Origin of the sequence: Flavobacterium terrigena (genome assembly GCF_900108955.1) — a bacterium.
GTDB classification, from domain to species: Bacteria; Bacteroidota; Bacteroidia; order Flavobacteriales; family Flavobacteriaceae; genus Flavobacterium; species Flavobacterium terrigena.
This window is the reverse complement of the sequence record NZ_FNYA01000004.1, coordinates 117,167-135,013: the sequence shown is the minus strand read 5'-3', so window position 1 is coordinate 135,013 and position 17,847 is coordinate 117,167. Positions and strand designations below refer to the sequence as shown.

The window sequence follows — 17,847 nt, the reverse complement described above, 5'->3', positions numbered from 1 at the left end:
AGTACAAAATCCTTAATTAGAAATAATTAGGGATTTTTTGTTTTAAAAGTCTATCTTTACTAAACAAATAATGCGAAGTAATTATAAAACAACACATCATGGCTAAAAGTCAAGACGCAAAAAAGGTTGCCAAAAAAGAACCTTTAAAAACTCCAAAAGAGAAAAAAGAAGAAAAAAGAGATAAGAAAAACAATCCGAAAAGAGATTAAATAATCCGTCCTGAATTAGCAATAATTGAGGACTTTTTATTTGTATACTTTTAGTACTTTTACAAAAAAATTAAAATGATTTACTTAGAACCCATTCACGCCATATTTGAAGCACTAAAAACAAGTTTAGCCAACGGAACATTTGCCAAATTAACCTTAGGTAAAACTATTGGAAAAACAGAATTAACGAATATTTATTTCCGTACGATTGTTGATAATGACGTATTGAAATTCAATGTGACTTTCAGACATTTATCGGAAGAAGTTGTAGAAATAAAACCTATTGAAGATGTAGTAATGATTTTAAGTCAATACATTAACAATCCGTTTTTGACAGTGATTTTATTTACTACAGAAAAAGACATCTTAATCAAACTAAACAAAAAACGTATTGCCACACTTTCAGAAATGGACAACACATTTAAAAATGCCGATCCAGTTTTGTTAGAATACTTGAAGAAATAAAATCAAACTTTTTTAAACATATAAGTCATATAAGCTTTAACTACTAAACTTATATGACTTATTTGTTAATGAGATACTGAAATGAGTTCAGTATGAAAAGATTAATAAAGTAGATTGCGTGAGATGCTTTCAGCATGACAAACTAAGCGCATAACTTATGTGAACTATTTCGAGCGGAGCAACTTTACCCACAATCCAAACTATGTTCCTATGCGTTTTAAACTTATATGACTTATATGTTTAAAATTTAAATCTACAACTCATCAGGAAAAATCTTCCCAGGATTTAAAATATTATTTGGATCGAAAATCGCTTTAATGCGTTCTAATAATTCTAAATGCACTTTGCTAAAAGCAATATCCATATAGTTTTTTTGTACCAAACCAATTCCGTGTTCACCAGATAAAGTTCCTTTTAAAGAAACTGTCAATTCAAAAATTTCTCTAATGCCTTTTGGGACTTCAATTTGCCAATTGTCGTTTTTCATATGGCCTTTAATGATGTTCACGTGTAAGTTTCCATCACCAGCGTGTCCGTAACAAACCGATTGAAATCCGTATTTATTTCCAATATCTTTTATTCCTTTTAATAAAGTTGGCAATTCGTAACGAGGCACAACCGTATCTTCTTCTTTATAAATTGAATTTGATTTCACAGCTTCCGCTACTCCTCTACGCATTTTCCAAAGGGCATTTTTTTGTTCATCTGTATCAGCAAATAAAACCTCATCGATTTCAAATTGCTCCACGACACCCAATATTTTTTCGGCTTCGATCATTAAAACATCAGGATAATTTCCATCCACTTCAATTAACAAATGCGCTTGATGATCAGGTCTAATATCAACAGAAATTCCATCTAAAAATTTTATTGCCCAGTCAATCGCATCACGTTCCATAAATTCCAAAGCACTTGGTACAATTCCGGCTCTAAAAATAGCTGAAACGGCTTCACAAGCTTGCTCTGCTTTATAAAATGGCACTAATAACAACACGTTATGTTTATTTTGCGGAATTAACTTTAAAACAATTTTAGTTATAACACCTAAAGTTCCTTCACTTCCCACCATCAATTGCGTTAAATTATATCCTGTAGAGTTTTTTAAGGTGTTTGCTCCTGTCCAAATGATATCGCCAGTTGGTAAAACTACTTCTAAATTCAACACATAATCTTTCGTTACACCATATTTAACAGCACGAGCACCACCAGAATTTTCAGCAACATTACCACCAATCCAGCAACTTCCCATACTACTTGGGTCGACAGGATAAAACAAACCTTTTTCGGCAACTGCTTCACGTAAAACTTGTGTGATAACGGCTGGTTCTACAACAACTTGTAAATTATTTTCGTCTATTTCTAAGATTTTATTCAAACGTTCTAACGACAAACCAATTCCACCATAAATGGACAAAGCGCCGCCACTCAAACCCGTTCTTGCACCAATTGGTGTAGTTGGGATTTTATATTGATTCGAGATTTTTAAAATTTCGGAAATTTCTTGAGCATTAGCAGGTTTTATTACAACTTGCGGAGGAAAAGATAAATCTTCTGTTTCATCGTGTCCGAAATGCATTAAGGTTTCTGCATCGGTAAAAATATAATTTTCGCCTACAATAGCGGTTAGTTTTTGAAAGGCTTCTTTATTGAAATTCATTGTTATTTTTAATTTTTAGTGAATTTGTTTTTTTTTGCCACGAATTCACGAATTTTCTTTTTTAAACTGGTAATATTTAATTTTTCATCTTCGATGAACAAATTTCACAAATTTTTGACAATTTAAATTCGTTAATTCGTGGCAAAAATTTTTAAAAATATTTTTTGATAATTATTAGTATTATTTGTTTTGCAAATTTCGAATTTTTCTAATTTTACAAAACAATTCTTTTGTATTCTAAAGAATTGTTATTGAAATTTACAATTATTGCTAATTTATTATTTGAAACTTTTAAATAATTCATTGTTTGAGCAATATGTGAATCAGAAATATTGCTACAACATTTTACTTCTAAAATGATTTTATCAAATAATACAAAATCAGCATAAAATTTATGCTTCAAATATATATCTTTATACTTAACACTATATTCTTTTTCTCTTTCGAAAAAAATCAAAGATTTTTCTAATTCGTATTCAATTGCATCTTTATAAACAATTTCAGAAAAACCTTTACCTAAATTTGAATGAATATCAAACATGATACCCATTAATTTATAACTTTCAGATTTGTAAATTATATTTGACATTTACTTTTAATTAGTGAATTCGTGGCTTAAATTTATTTTGTTTTGAAAACGTTTACCCTAGCCCTGATAGTAGCGGCATCCTTTTGTTTTTGATGTTTTTTTGGAACAGCAAAAAGAAAAGATATAGCGGATAGCAGGATTTGGCTTCTGAAAAAAAATTCTTACTTTTACACAAAGCAATTTAATTGAGTAAAATTAATAAAATATCTGCACTTTCCGAAAAAGACGGAGTAAATAAACCTGAAATACTAAGTTCTCAGGTGGCTAAGCATATTCAAGAATTTAGAAAGAAAGAAATTTCTGCTGCTGAATTGATTGAAAAAATTATATCTGGCGATAAAGTCGCTTTGAGTCGTGCCATCACTTTAATTGAAAGTACGAATATCAAACATTTAGAAAAGGCGAACGAAGTTATCAATGGTTGTTTGCCTTATGCGAATAAATCGGTACGAATTGGAATTACTGGTGTGCCTGGCGTTGGAAAAAGTACGTTTATTGAAGCTTTCGGAAAACATTTAACAGGTTTAGGTAAGAAAGTAGCTGTTTTGGCTATCGATCCAAGTAGTACGCTGAGTCACGGAAGTATTTTAGGCGATAAAACCCGAATGGAAGAATTGGTAAAAGATGAAAATGCTTTTATTAGACCAAGTGCTTCTGGCGAAAGTTTAGGCGGTGTGGCGAGAAAAACGCGTGAAGCAATTATTTTATGCGAAGCGTGCGGATTTGATACAATTATTATTGAAACCGTTGGTGTCGGACAAAGTGAAACTGCAGTTCACAGCATGGTGGATTTCTTTTTACTATTAAAAATTGCGGGAGCTGGCGATGAATTACAAGGTATTAAACGCGGAATCATGGAAATGGCGGATGCTGTAGTGATTAACAAAGCGGATGGCGACAACATACAAAAAGCCAAAATGGCAAAAGTAGAATTCAATCGAGCCTTGCATTTTTTCCCTCCGAAAAGCTCTGGTTGGCAACCGAAAGTGACCACTTGTAGTGCCGTAACCACAGACGGAATTGCCGATGTGTACGATTTAATTACCGAATATATTACATTAACCACAACTTCTGGTTATTTTAACGAAAAACGTGAAGAACAAAACCAATATTGGATGTTAGAAACCATCAATGAACAATTGAAAAGTAGTTTTTACAACCATCCTGAAATAATCAAACAATTAGAACTCGTAAAACAACAAGTTTTGAATCATGAAATTTCTCCTTTTACGGGTGCACAGTTTCTGTTGGATGTGTTTAAGAAGGTTTAGAGTTACTACACAAATTTTTTCCTCATAAAAACATATAAGAAACATGGACATTCAAGAACAAATTCAATCGTATATTTCTAGTCAACCAGAATCGAAACGTAATGACTTGCTAGTGTTGCATCTCATCGTTCTGGAACTTAATCCAGCTTGTAAATTATGGTTTTTGGATGGCACAGACAGTGAAGGAAAAATAGTTTCTAATCCGAATATCGGATATGGAACCTACACCATAACCTATGCTGATGGTAAAACCAAAGAGTTTTATCGAATTGGTTTAAGCGCCAACACAACCGGAATCTCTGTATATATTATGGGTATTGAGGATAAAACCTTTTTAGCCAAAACCTATGGCGATAAAATTGGCAAAGCAAGCGTAACTGGCTATTGCATTAAATTTAAGAACCTTAAAGATATCGATATCGACGTCCTTAAAGAAGCCATACAATACCGATTTGAATTGCCAAACTAATAATAAAACATCTTACTCTTATCCACTACTCTAATAATCTATAGTATTTCCAATAAAAACAAACATTAGGAAATAAATAAGTTATAAAGTAAATTTGTCCAACTTTTGAAAAAATCACTTAGCCTATGAAAGCTTATTTCTACTTCATATTAGTACTGTTAATAACTGTCGGATGTAATCCTGAAGATGACGGACCGACAGTACAACAAGTGCAACAAAATATAAATGTTGGTATCGTTCTTCCACTAAAAGACAGAGACTATTCTTTTCATAACTATGGGGATTATGGAGTATACGATATACCAACAAATCAAAAAAATCTCAAAGCAAAAATAGGTTTAACTGGAGACTTAGGTGTTTCTCCTGACGATCTTATAGTAAAGTGGATTAGCGACATAGATGGCGAATTATACGCTGGTCATCCTAATGGTAATTTTGAAAGTACGCTTACTACATCTTTAAGTAAAGGTTTGCATACCATTTCCTTTGAAGTCTATCTTGTAAACAACCCAGAATTACTACAAAAAGACACCATTGTGATTTCTAATATTATCAAATTAGAAGCTACGCCACAACTAGGAAGGTTTATGAGGTTAAACTGGACTAAATATGAAGGTAGTGATTTTGTATCTTATCTAGTATATCGTAATAACAGTCAACCATTAGCAGAAATTACAGATATCAATACACTGCAATTCGACTATACGCAACCTCATTTCGCAACCGAAGAAATTCCATACCAAATTGTAGTCAAAACGAGCAATCCTAATTGGCAATATGAAACGTTAGGGAGTAATATCGTAACAAAGATAACAGGCGATTTTCTTAGCATTCCCTACTACATCAAAAAAATGGTAAAAGATCCAATAAGAAACAAACTATATGCTATTTGTTCACCAAAAGACTTATCGGAAGAGGCAGATAAATACGGAATAATAATTATCAATACCGACACGTTCACTATAGAAAATCATATACTTACAACAAAAAGATTTACAGATATATCCGTGGTACCTGATGGGCAATATATGTATTTAACCCAACGTCATGTAGATTTCATAACAAAAGTTAACCTGAATAACTATTCTTATAATGGTATAGCTACACATACAAGTGGCAATGGTTTTAATAATATAGAAGCTGGTAATAACAATCTTTTGTATGCCAACGTTTATAATGACAATGAACGTTTTCAAATGATTAATGCTACAAACGGAAGCTACACAGAATCTTTTAACGGTTTTAATCTTGGCGAAATGCGTTATAACAGTTCAAACGACAACCTGTATTATGGTAATGCCAATTCAAGCGGGCGTCTTTACAAACTTAATTCTTCAAATATCGGAACAGGAACATATTTAACCTTACCTCAATATCCAGAATTTCCAAGTGGTGTTTCCTATCCGTATCCTGTCGTAACAATTTCAGATAATGGTAACCACATTTTTTGGGACGAATTCCAACTAGACACCAACCTAAATGTTATTCGCCAGTTTAATGACATTCATATCCATGCTTGTAGCCCTTCAAACCAATATATTTCAGATTTATACAAAATATACGATTACAATACGATGAATACCATCATAACTTATCCAAATTTCGGATCGAATGAATATCATGATTCCGATATTTATTTTACAGATGAAAACACCATCTTTACAAATAAAACCTACGATCCAAATGACGGCTCACCATCCTATTCTTATATTTTCAGAATGAAAATTAATTAAACCATATAATGGGGACAACTTGCTCCGTCTAAAAACCTAAAAATCCTGAAACTTCTGTTTTCAGGATTTTTATTTTGTAAGATTTTTTATATATTTGAAAAAAGATACAACGTATCTAATCTTCAAAAAAAAACGCTTCAAAAAAACATGAAAAAATCAAAAATCTCAATCATCTTATTCATTGCCAATCTTCAAATATTATTCGCCCAAATTCCACATCTAACAGGTGAAGTAAAAGTTTCAATTCTTAACGGAACTATAGAAAGCGATTTAGAATATTCCAATTTACCAAGTCTAAAAAACTACAGCATTTTTTTAAATACAGGGTTAAACATCAAATATTTCAGAAATGCAGAGGACAATGCTAATTACGGATTTAAAAAAGAATATAATAACGGTATAAAAAGCGAAGCATTTCAATACTATTTCCCAGCAAATGACAATAAAAGCAAATTTTTGCCGAATAAATTTAAAATCAATTATGTAGGTAAATTTCCAGTTATAAATGATACTTTAAAAAGTAGTAATACTGGCGATTGGAAAGGAAACATAGCATTTAACAGCGAAAGTATAAGAGCAACCGAACAATCTGTTTGGTATCCAATTTTATATGATATTGAAAACGATGTGGAAATCAATAATATCACTTATGATATTACAATTAATTGCATCGACTGTAAAAGTATTTACTTAAATGGTTCAGAGCCAATCCGTGGAAATGTAGCGAATTTCAAATCAGAAAAACCCATTACTATGATGCTTTTTGCGGGTTTATTCGATTTTACAAAAAACAAAAAAACCTATTTTATCAATACCGACTTAAATTCAGAACAAGAAACTGTTTTAGCAAATTGGACCGATAAAATCATAAGCTTTTATGAAAGTAAACTCAAAATTCCCTACGGAAATCCAGTAACGTATTTATACACCACACCTATTTCTAAAAACAATGCTTGGATGTTTGTAACCTATCCTACTATTGCCATCATTGGGCATGAAGAATATAACGTAAAAAGTTATTTCAAACCCAATACAAATGTTCTAAAAAACACTTCTAATATTGAATATTTTTCTCACGAACTCGGACATTACTATTTTGGAACAGTGATGGTTCCAAATTCAGAATTACGATGGGTTTTTCTTGAAGGCTTAACCGAATATTTAGCACTTCAAACCGTGAAAGAAGTTTTAGGAGAAGAAAATTATCAAAAGAAAATAGACAACTACTTAAAAAGCACTAAAGAGTATACGATTAAACCACTTTCAACTATCAAGAATAGTGAAATTGATAACACCTATAGATACAATTATGTTCCCTTACTAATTACAGCTTTAGAAAAAGAAGTTGGAAAAGAAAAAGTTTGGAACTGGCTAAGAACCATTTTAAACTCAGAAAAATTAGTAAAAACAGATTACGATTTCTTTAAAAGTTCCCTACTAAAAAGTGGCGTTAAAGAAACTGAATTTAAAAAATTTGAGGAAAAATATATACTTTCTGAAAACGCAAAAGAAAATGTATTTAAAGTAGTAAAATAGAAACACTAGTACTATTAAGAACTTAATAAAATTGAAATAACCGCACACCAAATACACCAATTTCTAAACACATGCATAAATTAGAACCTGAAAAATTAATAGCGGAAGATTCTTTACGTGGAATTGGAAAAATTTATAGTAGTCGAACTCCACAACAAACAGTTATCGGAGGAAATAATATATTTGAAATTTCTAATGCAATGCATTTTAAATCCTACAAAATTGGAAGAGTTAACATTAAAAACGCATTTGTATTATATGATGAAAAAGACATATTTTACATTTATGTAAATCCAAATTATAAAGATTACCGAAAATTATTTTTAAGATTCATAGATAAAATTCCAGAAGATTATCATATTGATCACATTCTTGCAAAAAACCTTGCTGGACACTACATTTACAATTATGTGTTAGTTTGTATGCTTCCTGGAGTTGTAAATAGAGAACATGGGCGAATTGAAAAGAAAAGAAATGGAATTAATAAATAGCATTCCATCATTATGTTATATGGATGATAGAATTTTTCATAAAGTTCTTTCCCGAAAATCAACCGCAAGACAAAAATTTGAAGCCATAAAAAGTGGTTATTCACCAGAATCGACACCAAATTATGGGTTAACTTTAAAACAGAAGGGGATTTGGAATACAGCTTTCGGGCTTTATAAGTCGAAAATAAAATTCCTATGGCAAAGTCAAATGTTAACCGAAATAGAACCAAACTAGTTATAACACGGTTTAACACGATAGCAACAATTCCATAAACTAGATAACGCGGATTTGTAATCCGTTTCAAAAAAAATCCTAAAACTTCTATTTTGAAGATTTTTATTTTGTAGGATTTTATTGTATGTTTGAGCAGTAAACAACATTTCACATATAACTAGAAACGTTATACCTTATTTTATGGAAAATCGTAATTTAATATTCAGCGGTCTTAGAGACGCCTGTAATACATCATTCTTTTTTAAGAATGGTGACTTTACAGAAATAAAACCAGAATATCTTTTGACAGTATTGGTTGCAAAACAATTCTCTGATTTAAAAATACTTGACAAATACATTGTGAAATTGGAAGATTCAACAGAGGATTTTGCTTCAGCATGTGTTCCAAATATGACATTAAAATGGGAAACTTCTAAAAGACATAATAGTTCAAGAAAAGGACGAATTGATGTAGCCGTTTATAATCCCAAAATGGGAAAAAATTTAAATTACCCTGCCCTTTTTCCAATTGAACTCAAAGGAATTAATCCAGCCAAGCAATTAGTTATTGACGATTTACAGAGAAATCTTGAATACTTTCTTTTGGAAGACGAGATAACTGGTAAGTCACATCTTCAAATATCTTATTTTGCCTGTATTGAAGAGGCAAAAAAATATTTTCACAAAGGTGATGAGTCAAATTTCAAAAACTTTATAAAAAAGAGATATGAAAGTTGGACAATAAATTTAAAAGCCTTAGCAAATCATCATGACCTTGATCTCGATATTTATGTCGATGAAGTTATGTCACAGTTATACGAAAAAGATATGGAGATAGATAAAAGTGAAGGAAATTCTATTAATGATTTTATAGATGACTGGCATTACTATGTCGGGGTAATTGTTGAAATAAAAACAAGGCATGACAGCAATTTTAAGCAAGAAGGAGTTTAAAACTTAACTAAAATTCGGCAGTACCAATTTACAATCTGTACCACAAAAAATCCAAAAATTTTTATTTTCAGTATTTAAAGTTTTTAGGACGTTTTGTATATTGGAGGGAACTAATTTATTGAGTACACCAACAAGTTAGCAGAAATTTTATACCAATCACATGAAAATTGAAAAACTAGATAATTATATTATAGCCAAAGTACTATTTGCATACTTAGTTGAATCTAAAAGTCATCGAGATATCCAAAAAAAAATATTAAGTTTACCAGCACCCCAGAATGGAGGTGGATATGAAACAATGAAAATTCTCCATCATTTTGACTTAAAAAAAGAGTCAAAAGGTATTTTAAAAGATAGTTTAGAAGAAATAGGGAATCTAGATTCAGATGCTCAAGAAATTATAATAAGTTATATAGCAACACTTGATGAAGCAAGAGCTTTAATAGAAAGAAAACCTATTAATCCTAATAATAAAGAAACAGAAAGATTATCAACTGTAAAAACACGAGTATATCAAGATGTCTTAAAAGAATATGTTTCAGAAAATTATAATAATTGTTGTGCTTTTTGTGATAATGACCAATCTGAATTATTAGTTGCTAGTCATATTGTTCCATGGAAAAGTGATAAGAGTAAAAGGTTGGATTTAGATAATTGTATATTACTATGTAATTTTCATGATAAATTATTTGATAAAGGATTTATTACATTAAATGAAGATTACTCAATGTTAATCTCTCAAGAATTAAGTCAAAGTGTAGTAAATCAGATAAAAAGCAAAAAATTTAAAATACCAAAATCAGATAATCCAAATCATGATAATCTGAAATTACACAGAGAATATATTTTTAGATTGTAAAAAAATACAGTTACAAAAAGCCCAGATAGAACGGATTGGTAATCCGTGCCACAAAACCTAAAAAATCCTGAAAGTTTATTTCAGGATTTTTTAGGTTTATAAAACAACTGAAAATTAAATACAAAATATTTGAAAAACAGGTATTTCTACGTATATGTAAGAATTAATATTGTTGTTTATTTGTCATAAATGATTAAAACAAAATTATGTATTTAACACAAAAGTAATTAAGTCTAGAAAAGATATAAAAAATAATCACAAAATAATGCTCATGACGGCTTGTAACCGCAATAACAAATAAAATCACCATGAATACAGTCGAATTTCACAAAACAACAACTAAAGAATTACTTGCAATTAAAGACCGTGTTCGTCTTTTGATATCACATTGGGGTGAAGATGGTAATTACCAAGAGGCTGTTTTGAAAACAATAATTAAAAGATTTTTACCAAAAAATTATTCTATAGCAAGTGGTTTTGTAATTAAACAAAATCAAGAACGTGGTAGCCATGAACCTAGTAAACAAATAGACATCCTTATTTATAATAATAATTTTCCTGTTCTATTTAGTGAAGGTGATTTTGTAATTGTAAGTGCAGATTCTGTTGAAGCAATAATTGAGGTAAAAGCTAATTTAAAAAATCAAAATCCTGAAAAAGTTATACGTAAAGCAAATGAAATTGGACAATTTATTTTCAACGCGAAATCAAATCATTTAAAGCCTTTATTTAACGGCATTTTTTCTTATGTAGGTCATGAAAGGTTAAGAGTTTTAGATAGTGAAAATCTTAGAATTAAAATTAGAAATGCTAACAACACGATAAACGAAGATGAACGAAGTCATCTATTTAAAGTTAATCACATCAGTTTCAATAAGGATATATTCTATAAATTCTGGAATACAAGAGATAATGATAGAAATGGATATTTATATGACATAGAAGACTTGTCTTTTTCGTTTTTTATTTCAAATTTAATTTCGCACCTAAATGAAGAATCAGTCATGTTCAATAACCAACTTTGGTTTCCCATCGACAAAGAACAGCGATCACAAATAATATAGTAACAATTGTTTTAAGGGAATGCAAAATATTTGATTCTCAAAACAATAATTGATAATAATTAAAACTCATAATGACAGTAAAAAGAAATAGAAAAATTGGTTCTTTTAAAGAAGAACTTCTTGTCAAATCGAGAGAAGCAATGCTGAGTGCAGTTCAAATATTTAATAATCCAAATATTCATTTTAAATCTGAAAATTTCATCATTTTAGCAAATATATCATGGATGTATTTACTACACGCTCATTATCGAGATAAGAAAATTGAATATAGATATTTTAGACAAACTGGACAAAGAAAAAAATTTGATAAAACTAAAAAAGGTGCTTTTAAATATTGGGAATTAGAACGATGTCTTGATGATAAAGATTGCCCAATAGATAACATTACAAAAGCCAATCTAAAATTTTTAATTGGGTTACGACATGAAATTGAACACCAAATGACTACAAAAATAGATGAGTATCTGAGTGCCAGATTTCAAGCTTGCTGTTTAAATTACAATGACTTTATAAAACAATTATTTGGCGATTCTTACGGTATAGATAAACATTTATCCTTTTCACTCCAGTTTTCAACTATTAAAGAAGAACATGCAAATCAACTAAGAAAATTTACTGATCTGCCATCAAATATTGCATCATACATAAATGACTTTGATAATGAATTAACTGACCAAGATTATAATAACATAAGGTATTCCTATCGAGTACTTTATGTACCAAAAGCTGTAAATAGAAAAGGTCAAGCAGATAAAGTCATTGAATTTATACCCGCAAATTCACCTGAAGCTGAAGGATTAAATAAAGAATATGTTTTAGTAAAGGAGAGAGAAAAGAAAAAACACTTGCCCGGAGAAATTTATGATTTTATGCAAGCAAACGGCTATCCAAAATTTACAGCTTATCAACATACACTATTATGGAAAGAAAAAGATGCTAAAAATCCATTATTAGGTTATGGAACACAAGTAGCAAAAACGTGGTATTGGTATGATAATTGGCTTAATGAGGTGCAGGAATATTGTCAAAAAAGTGGAGATTTATACAAATAAACTACCCCGCTACAGCGCGAATCCTTTCGAGTGATTTATTATATCAAAAAATCCTGAAAATAGAAACTTTCAGGATTTTTTGGTAGGATTTTTTATAAATTTGAAAAGCTCAACTAAAGTTGAGAATATAAATAAGTTAACGATAATAATTAATTAATAAAAATGGAAAACTATTTTGGACAACATGGTTGGAAAGAATTTAATCAGAATAGAGAAACTATATTATCCGAATTCGATAAAATTATCCAACAAACAAAAAATCGTCCAGTTCAAATTGCACACGGACTTGGAGTAGAAGCTCACATTCGAAAATGGCTATCCGAATTTCTTCCAAAAAAATATGGTGTAACTTCTGGATACATCATCCCGAATCTATATAATGATAATATTAGACTTTATCACTACGATATTATTATATTCAATCAGTTAGAAGCTCCTATTTTATGGACTGAAGGTAACTATGACCAAAGTGAACAAGGAAAATATCGAGCAATTCCAGCGAAGCATGTTGTAGCTGTTTATGAAGTTAAATCTAGATTAACTAAATTAAATGTTTCAAATTCAATAAAAAAACTTAATGAAACCGAAAGCTTTAAAGAACAATTAAATCCACTATATAGTTGTGGTGTAATTTTTATAGATTTAAAAGAAAAAGACAACAACGATGAATCAATCATAAAGGAACTTATGAAAGGTAAAGATGTCTTCGGTTTTACTGGAGGTATGGTTTTAAGATATGAAAATGATTACTCAGCTATTGGAAGAATATCGCTGCTTAATGGTAATCCGATTAAACCAGGTGATAAAATACATTCTAAACCTATTGCAAAACCTATTGACGATTTAAGTATTTATTCTACAGAAGATGGAGAAATAATAACCAGTGAATTCGGAGCAGGTGTAAAACTTTTACAAACTCCAGAAAATACCACTGCAGTAACCAAATGCTATGGTACAATGTATGGTGAAAATTCCAAATCAATTTATTTATATTGGTCGAGAAGTTATTTCGCCGATTTTCACATAGACTTATTAAGTACACTTGAAGGAATAGCACTTAATGACAAAAACAGAACTGTTTTTGGTCAAATTTTTGATATTTTAAAAATAAAAAAAGCTTCCTTACAAAATTCTAAACCAGAAAAAGGAAAGCCTTTTTTGGAAGTCAAATTAAGAGAAGATTTAAATAAAATTGACTACAATTCATCTAAACCTTTACTAAAATTTGTAATATCAATTAAAAATACAGGAAATGTCTCTGTAATTTATACTGGTAACTCTTTTAAAACTAAATCTGAATTACCTGCAGGAGAAACTTCTGAACATAGTATTTCTTTTGAAATGGATTTTACTAGCGATATAAAAAATTTAAAAGAGCATTTAAGAAATGAAAAAATAGAAATTCCAGTTAGAATCGTTTATTATCCAATAAACAATAAAGAGTTCTGTTCTGTTGAAAAAGTTATAAAGATTACCGAAAAAAATATCGAATTTTTATAAACATAAATATAAAATACTATCCCTAATACAACGCAAAATAAAATCCAACGAAGTCAATCCTTTCGAGTGGTCTCGTAAAAACAAAAAAAAGATCATCATTTCCCTGATGCTCTTTTTTATTTCCTCACTTCACTCCCATTCCCTTTTCCCTATTTACTTATCACTTATCCCTCATTTAACAATTTGTAGTAAAAAACTTTCATTTATAACAATTGTTTCCCTATTTTCGCCATCTTAAATTTTTTATTAACCTATTAAACACATTTAATTATGGAGTCAACATCTGGCTTAGCAAGCGCAAACACCACAAAAACAAAACACAAAAGCTCCGTGAGTGAAACCGGGCATGCCAAAAACATTGCTCACTTTCAAGAACTTATTGCATTCGTTACAGGCTACGGAGCAACGTACAACCCATCAAAAGAAGCTTTAAAAATCCCGCAACTCAACGCAATTGTCGCAACTGCAGAAACCAAATTGGCAGATGTAATCACCAAAAACACCGCCTACAACAATGCCGTGAACGACAGAGTAATTGCTTTTTCAGTACTAAAAGGATTATCAACACGTTTAGTAAGTGCATTGCAAACTACAAATGCACCAAAAGAAAAAATCAGCGATGCCAAAGGTTTCAATCGTAAAATGCAAGGTGGAAGAGCAGCAGCAATTCAAACCCCAACCGACCCAAATGCACCTGCACCAAACACAATAAGCACGTCCCAACAATCGTATGATCAATTAATTCAACACTTTGCGGCATTAATCTCTGTACTAGAATCAGAAACCAGCTACCAACCAAATGAAAACGATTTAAAAGTAGCTACTTTAACAGCCAAGCAAGCCGAATTAATTGCAAAAAACAATGCCGTTATCACTGCATACATTAATATCAGCAATTCAAGAATACAACGTAACAAAACATTATACGACACCACTACAGGTTTAGTAGACACCGCATTAGAAGTAAAAAAATACGTAAAATCAGTATACGGAGCCACAAGCCCAGAATACGACCAAATAAAAGGTATTCTTTTTAAAAAAGAAAAGAGATAAGCTAACTACAATATAAAATTTAGCAACCCCATTTTAATATTTACCTTCCGACATTATAAAACTCGCTTCCGACATTATAAAACTACCTTCCGCTATTATAAAACTCGCTTCCGACATTATAAAACTACCTTCCGACATTACAAAACTCGCTTCCGACATTATAAAACTCCCTTCCTACATTCTAAAACTACCTTCCGACGTTATAAAACTCGCTTCCGACATTCTAAAACTACCTTCCGACGTTATAAAACTCCCTTCCGACATTATAAAACTAGCTTCCGACGTTATAAAACTACCTTCCGACGTTGTAAAACTTGCTTCCGACGTTATAAAACTCGCTTCCGACATCATAAAACTACCTTCCGACATTATAAAACTCCCTTCCGACGTTGTAAAACTACCTTCCGCAATTATAAAACTACCTTCCGACGTTGTAAAACTACCTTCCGACATTATAAAACTCGCTTCCGACGTTGTAAAACTTGCTTCCGCTGCTAGATTTACGTAACCTTTCTTAAATAAATTCGCTAAATCCGTGTAATTCGTGGCTAATATTTACCCGCAATCCACATCAAAATTCAAAATTCCAAGTTTAACATTCCAAGTTCAAACTCAGCGCTTCGCAAATCAAAAATCGTAAATCAAAAATCACACATCTCTATAAAGTTTATATTTTGTAAGAAATTTGTATATTTGGAAAGCTCCAACAGAGTTGAGCGTATATAAAAGTTATATACAATTGTAGACCATACAATACAGAACAACTAACAGACAATAGCAAAACATGGCAGTAGGATTTACACCAAAACACCTTGAGAACATTTCTCTTAACGACTTATCACAACAGCAATTTCTTGCATTAGCAAATGAGACAGCAACAAAAATAGATTGGAATGTTAATTACATAAGCGACAACGGACTTATTGCCTATACCGATAATGGAATGTTTTCTTGGAACGCAGAAATTAAAATCAAAATAGAAAACGGAATTGCTACCATTAATAGTGAATCAACTGGAAGCGAAATGGTGGATTGGGGTAAAAACAAGAAAAATGTTACCAATTTCATTAACCATTTAGAAAAACTAAAACCAACCATAACAAAAGAAGAACTTGATATAAAATATCAAGAACTAAAAGAACAACTTGTTCCTCAAGAAGAAGATATTTTGAAATTGCCTCCTGCAACAAAAACGGAACAAATTACAGATTTCTTTTCTATCTTCAAACCAACTCAAGATTATTTTGTTACACCAATTCTATTAGATTTGAATATTATAATTTTCATTTTAATGGTAATTAGTGGCGTAAATATTATGCAACCAGACAATGAAAGTTTATTGAATTGGGGTGCAAACTTCCGACCATTAACTTTAGAAGGTGAATGGTGGCGAATAATAACCAATTGCTTTTTGCATATTGGGGTTTTTCACCTCCTAATGAATATGTATGCCTTGCTTTATATTGGTGTTTTATTAGAACCTCTTTTAGGAAGAACCAGATATATTTCTGCCTACCTACTAACAGGAATTACGGCAAGTATTGCAAGTTTATGGTGGAACGACTTTACCATAAGTGCCGGTGCATCAGGTGCAATATTTGGTATGTATGGTGTTTTTCTTGCTTTGCTTACAACTGATTTAGTTGAGAAAGCAACTCGAAAAACCTTATTAACAAGTATTGCCATTTTTGTTGGTTTCAATTTAATTAATGGACTTAAGGGAGGTATTGACAACGCAGCCCACATTGGCGGTTTACTTGGTGGTTTTGTTATTGGTTATACTTTAATTCCAAGTCTAAAAAAACCTAAAGAAAACAAATTGAAATTTGGAACAATTGGTTTATTGTCAATTCTAATTCTTACTTCTTCTTTTGCTGTTTACAAAAAAATACCAAATGATATTGGAACATACGATGCACAAATGAAAGAATTTGTTTCAATTGAATCAATGGCTTTAGAATTTTATAACTTACCACCAAACACACCAAACGACAAATTACTTTATTCGATTAAAGACGTAGGAATTTACTATTGGAATGAAAACATCAAGCTAATTGATAGTTTTAAAGAATTAGACTTACCTCTTGAAATAAGAAAACGCAATTTAATTTTGAAAGAATATTGTGAACTACGAATTAAGAGCTATGAGTTACTTTACAAAGCAGTTTTGGAAGACACTGATAAATACAATTCACAAATAGAAAATTACGGCATACAAATAAATGCGAAAATGAAAGAACTTGAGAGCCAACAACAGAGTCAATAAAACAAAAGAAACCATGACAAAAAACAATTTACTTCGAATGGACAATGTCGGAATTGTGGTAGCAAACCTTGACGAAACCATTTCTTTTTTTCAAGAACTCGGCTTACAATTAGAAGGAAGAGCCATGATTGAAGGCGAATGGTCTGGTAGAGTAACAGGATTAAAAGATCAATCCGTAGAAATTGCCATGATGGTTACACCAGACGGAAACAGCCGATTAGAGCTATGCAAATACATTCGCCCAGAAGTGATAGAAGATCATCGCAACGCTCCTATAAATGCTTTAGGTTATTTACGAGTGATGTTCGCCGTCGCAGATATAGACAACACATTAGAAAGACTATACAAACACGGTGCACAACTTGTAGAAGAAGTTGTTAACTACCAAGACATCTACAGACTTTGTTACATCCGCAGCCCTGAAGGAATCCTAATCGGAATTGCAGAACAGCTTAAATAAAACAA

Annotated in this window: 18 protein-coding genes; 15 read left to right on the top strand and 3 right to left on the bottom strand. The window is 31.0% G+C overall.

Annotated features, from left to right (window positions below; translation table 11 throughout):
• Positions 1–284: 284 nt before the first annotated feature.
• The gene (locus BMX42_RS08435; protein ID WP_091312241.1) at positions 285–674 is read left to right on the top strand and encodes a hypothetical protein; all 390 of its coding nucleotides are present in this window, start codon (positions 285–287) and stop codon (positions 672–674) included.
• A gap of 253 nt (positions 675–927) precedes the next feature.
• Here BMX42_RS08435 and BMX42_RS08430 read toward each other — a convergent pair whose 3' ends face one another.
• Together BMX42_RS08430 and BMX42_RS08425 are read right to left on the bottom strand one after the other, a co-directional pair.
• Positions 928–2,331 carry an FAD-binding oxidoreductase gene (locus BMX42_RS08430; RefSeq protein ID WP_091312238.1) on the bottom strand — a complete coding sequence of 468 codons (1,404 nt, stop codon included), beginning with the start codon at positions 2,329–2,331 and terminating at the stop codon, positions 928–930.
• A 214-nt stretch (positions 2,332–2,545) separates the two neighbouring features.
• A complete protein-coding gene (locus BMX42_RS08425) occupies positions 2,546–2,920 on the bottom strand; it encodes a GxxExxY protein (protein WP_091312235.1) in 375 nt (124 codons plus the stop codon).
• A 185-nt stretch (positions 2,921–3,105) separates the two neighbouring features.
• Between BMX42_RS08425 and meaB the strand changes: the two genes are divergently transcribed.
• From meaB to BMX42_RS08365, 12 genes are all read left to right on the top strand, one after another.
• A complete protein-coding gene (meaB, locus tag BMX42_RS08420; protein WP_091312231.1) occupies positions 3,106–4,191 on the top strand; it encodes a methylmalonyl Co-A mutase-associated GTPase MeaB in 1,086 nt (361 codons plus the stop codon).
• Between the two features lie 43 nt (positions 4,192–4,234).
• Positions 4,235–4,660 carry a DUF1801 domain-containing protein gene (locus BMX42_RS08415; RefSeq protein ID WP_091312229.1) on the top strand — a complete coding sequence of 142 codons (426 nt, stop codon included), beginning with the start codon at positions 4,235–4,237 and terminating at the stop codon, positions 4,658–4,660.
• A gap of 125 nt (positions 4,661–4,785) precedes the next feature.
• Complete coding sequence (locus BMX42_RS08410; RefSeq protein WP_091312225.1) at positions 4,786–6,393, top strand: YncE family protein; 1,608 nt, start codon at positions 4,786–4,788, stop codon at positions 6,391–6,393.
• A gap of 147 nt (positions 6,394–6,540) precedes the next feature.
• A complete protein-coding gene (locus BMX42_RS08405; RefSeq protein WP_091312221.1) occupies positions 6,541–7,929 on the top strand; it encodes a gluzincin family metallopeptidase in 1,389 nt (462 codons plus the stop codon).
• Positions 7,930–8,000: 71 nt separating this feature from the next.
• A complete protein-coding gene (locus BMX42_RS08400; RefSeq protein ID WP_091312217.1) occupies positions 8,001–8,420 on the top strand; it encodes a hypothetical protein in 420 nt (139 codons plus the stop codon).
• Complete coding sequence (locus BMX42_RS08395; RefSeq protein ID WP_143055619.1) at positions 8,404–8,655, top strand: hypothetical protein; 252 nt, start codon at positions 8,404–8,406, stop codon at positions 8,653–8,655. Before BMX42_RS08400 ends, BMX42_RS08395 begins: the two co-directional genes overlap by 17 nt.
• A gap of 180 nt (positions 8,656–8,835) precedes the next feature.
• Positions 8,836–9,588 carry a hypothetical protein gene (locus BMX42_RS08390; protein ID WP_091312211.1) on the top strand — a complete coding sequence of 251 codons (753 nt, stop codon included), beginning with the start codon at positions 8,836–8,838 and terminating at the stop codon, positions 9,586–9,588.
• A 160-nt stretch (positions 9,589–9,748) separates the two neighbouring features.
• Complete coding sequence (locus BMX42_RS08385) at positions 9,749–10,447, top strand: HNH endonuclease (protein ID WP_091312208.1); 699 nt, start codon at positions 9,749–9,751, stop codon at positions 10,445–10,447.
• Between the two features lie 308 nt (positions 10,448–10,755).
• Entirely contained in the window at positions 10,756–11,511 is a 756-nt protein-coding gene (locus BMX42_RS08380; RefSeq protein WP_091312204.1) for a DUF6602 domain-containing protein, read from the top strand.
• A gap of 71 nt (positions 11,512–11,582) precedes the next feature.
• On the top strand, positions 11,583–12,563 hold the full coding sequence (locus BMX42_RS08375) for a DUF3644 domain-containing protein (protein ID WP_091312200.1): 981 nt from the start codon (positions 11,583–11,585) through the stop codon (positions 12,561–12,563).
• Between the two features lie 162 nt (positions 12,564–12,725).
• Complete coding sequence (locus BMX42_RS08370; protein ID WP_091312196.1) at positions 12,726–14,063, top strand: DUF6602 domain-containing protein; 1,338 nt, start codon at positions 12,726–12,728, stop codon at positions 14,061–14,063.
• Positions 14,064–14,333: 270 nt separating this feature from the next.
• The gene (locus BMX42_RS08365; RefSeq protein WP_091312193.1) at positions 14,334–15,116 is read left to right on the top strand and encodes a hypothetical protein; all 783 of its coding nucleotides are present in this window, start codon (positions 14,334–14,336) and stop codon (positions 15,114–15,116) included.
• A 174-nt stretch (positions 15,117–15,290) separates the two neighbouring features.
• Here BMX42_RS08365 and BMX42_RS08360 read toward each other — a convergent pair whose 3' ends face one another.
• The gene (locus BMX42_RS08360; RefSeq protein WP_091312189.1) at positions 15,291–15,569 is read right to left on the bottom strand and encodes a hypothetical protein; all 279 of its coding nucleotides are present in this window, start codon (positions 15,567–15,569) and stop codon (positions 15,291–15,293) included.
• Between the two features lie 331 nt (positions 15,570–15,900).
• Here BMX42_RS08360 and BMX42_RS08355 point away from each other — a divergent pair, with 331 nt between their 5' ends.
• Together BMX42_RS08355 and BMX42_RS08350 are read left to right on the top strand one after the other, a co-directional pair.
• Complete coding sequence (locus BMX42_RS08355; RefSeq protein WP_091312185.1) at positions 15,901–17,382, top strand: rhomboid family intramembrane serine protease; 1,482 nt, start codon at positions 15,901–15,903, stop codon at positions 17,380–17,382.
• Positions 17,357–17,842, top strand: coding sequence for a VOC family protein (locus BMX42_RS08350; protein ID WP_218141445.1), 486 nt, complete (start codon positions 17,357–17,359; stop codon positions 17,840–17,842). The genes BMX42_RS08355 and BMX42_RS08350 overlap by 26 nt, the downstream gene beginning before the upstream one ends.
• Positions 17,843–17,847 lie beyond the last annotated feature (5 nt).

Bases quoted from the DNA above. Each gene is read 5' to 3' on its own strand.
- BMX42_RS08385 (WP_091312208.1), top strand. From the start codon at position 9,749: ATGAAAATTGAAAAACTAGATAATTATATTATAGCCAAAGTACTATTT.
- BMX42_RS08370 (WP_091312196.1), top strand. From the start codon at position 12,726: ATGGAAAACTATTTTGGACAACATGGTTGGAAAGAATTTAATCAGAAT.
- BMX42_RS08355 (WP_091312185.1), top strand. From the start codon at position 15,901: ATGGCAGTAGGATTTACACCAAAACACCTTGAGAACATTTCTCTTAAC.
- BMX42_RS08425 (WP_091312235.1), bottom strand. From the start codon at position 2,920: ATGTCAAATATAATTTACAAATCTGAAAGTTATAAATTAATGGGTATC.
- BMX42_RS08360 (WP_091312189.1), bottom strand. From the start codon at position 15,569: ATGTCGGAAGGTAGTTTTACAACGTCGGAAGGTAGTTTTATAATTGCG.
- BMX42_RS08395 (WP_143055619.1), top strand. From the start codon at position 8,404: ATGGAATTAATAAATAGCATTCCATCATTATGTTATATGGATGATAGA.
- BMX42_RS08390 (WP_091312211.1), top strand. From the start codon at position 8,836: ATGGAAAATCGTAATTTAATATTCAGCGGTCTTAGAGACGCCTGTAAT.
- BMX42_RS08430 (WP_091312238.1), bottom strand. From the start codon at position 2,331: ATGAATTTCAATAAAGAAGCCTTTCAAAAACTAACCGCTATTGTAGGC.
- BMX42_RS08410 (WP_091312225.1), top strand. From the start codon at position 4,786: ATGAAAGCTTATTTCTACTTCATATTAGTACTGTTAATAACTGTCGGA.
- BMX42_RS08405 (WP_091312221.1), top strand. From the start codon at position 6,541: ATGAAAAAATCAAAAATCTCAATCATCTTATTCATTGCCAATCTTCAA.
- BMX42_RS08380 (WP_091312204.1), top strand. From the start codon at position 10,756: ATGAATACAGTCGAATTTCACAAAACAACAACTAAAGAATTACTTGCA.
- BMX42_RS08435 (WP_091312241.1), top strand. From the start codon at position 285: ATGATTTACTTAGAACCCATTCACGCCATATTTGAAGCACTAAAAACA.
- BMX42_RS08365 (WP_091312193.1), top strand. From the start codon at position 14,334: ATGGAGTCAACATCTGGCTTAGCAAGCGCAAACACCACAAAAACAAAA.
- BMX42_RS08375 (WP_091312200.1), top strand. From the start codon at position 11,583: ATGACAGTAAAAAGAAATAGAAAAATTGGTTCTTTTAAAGAAGAACTT.
- BMX42_RS08400 (WP_091312217.1), top strand. From the start codon at position 8,001: ATGCATAAATTAGAACCTGAAAAATTAATAGCGGAAGATTCTTTACGT.
- BMX42_RS08415 (WP_091312229.1), top strand. From the start codon at position 4,235: ATGGACATTCAAGAACAAATTCAATCGTATATTTCTAGTCAACCAGAA.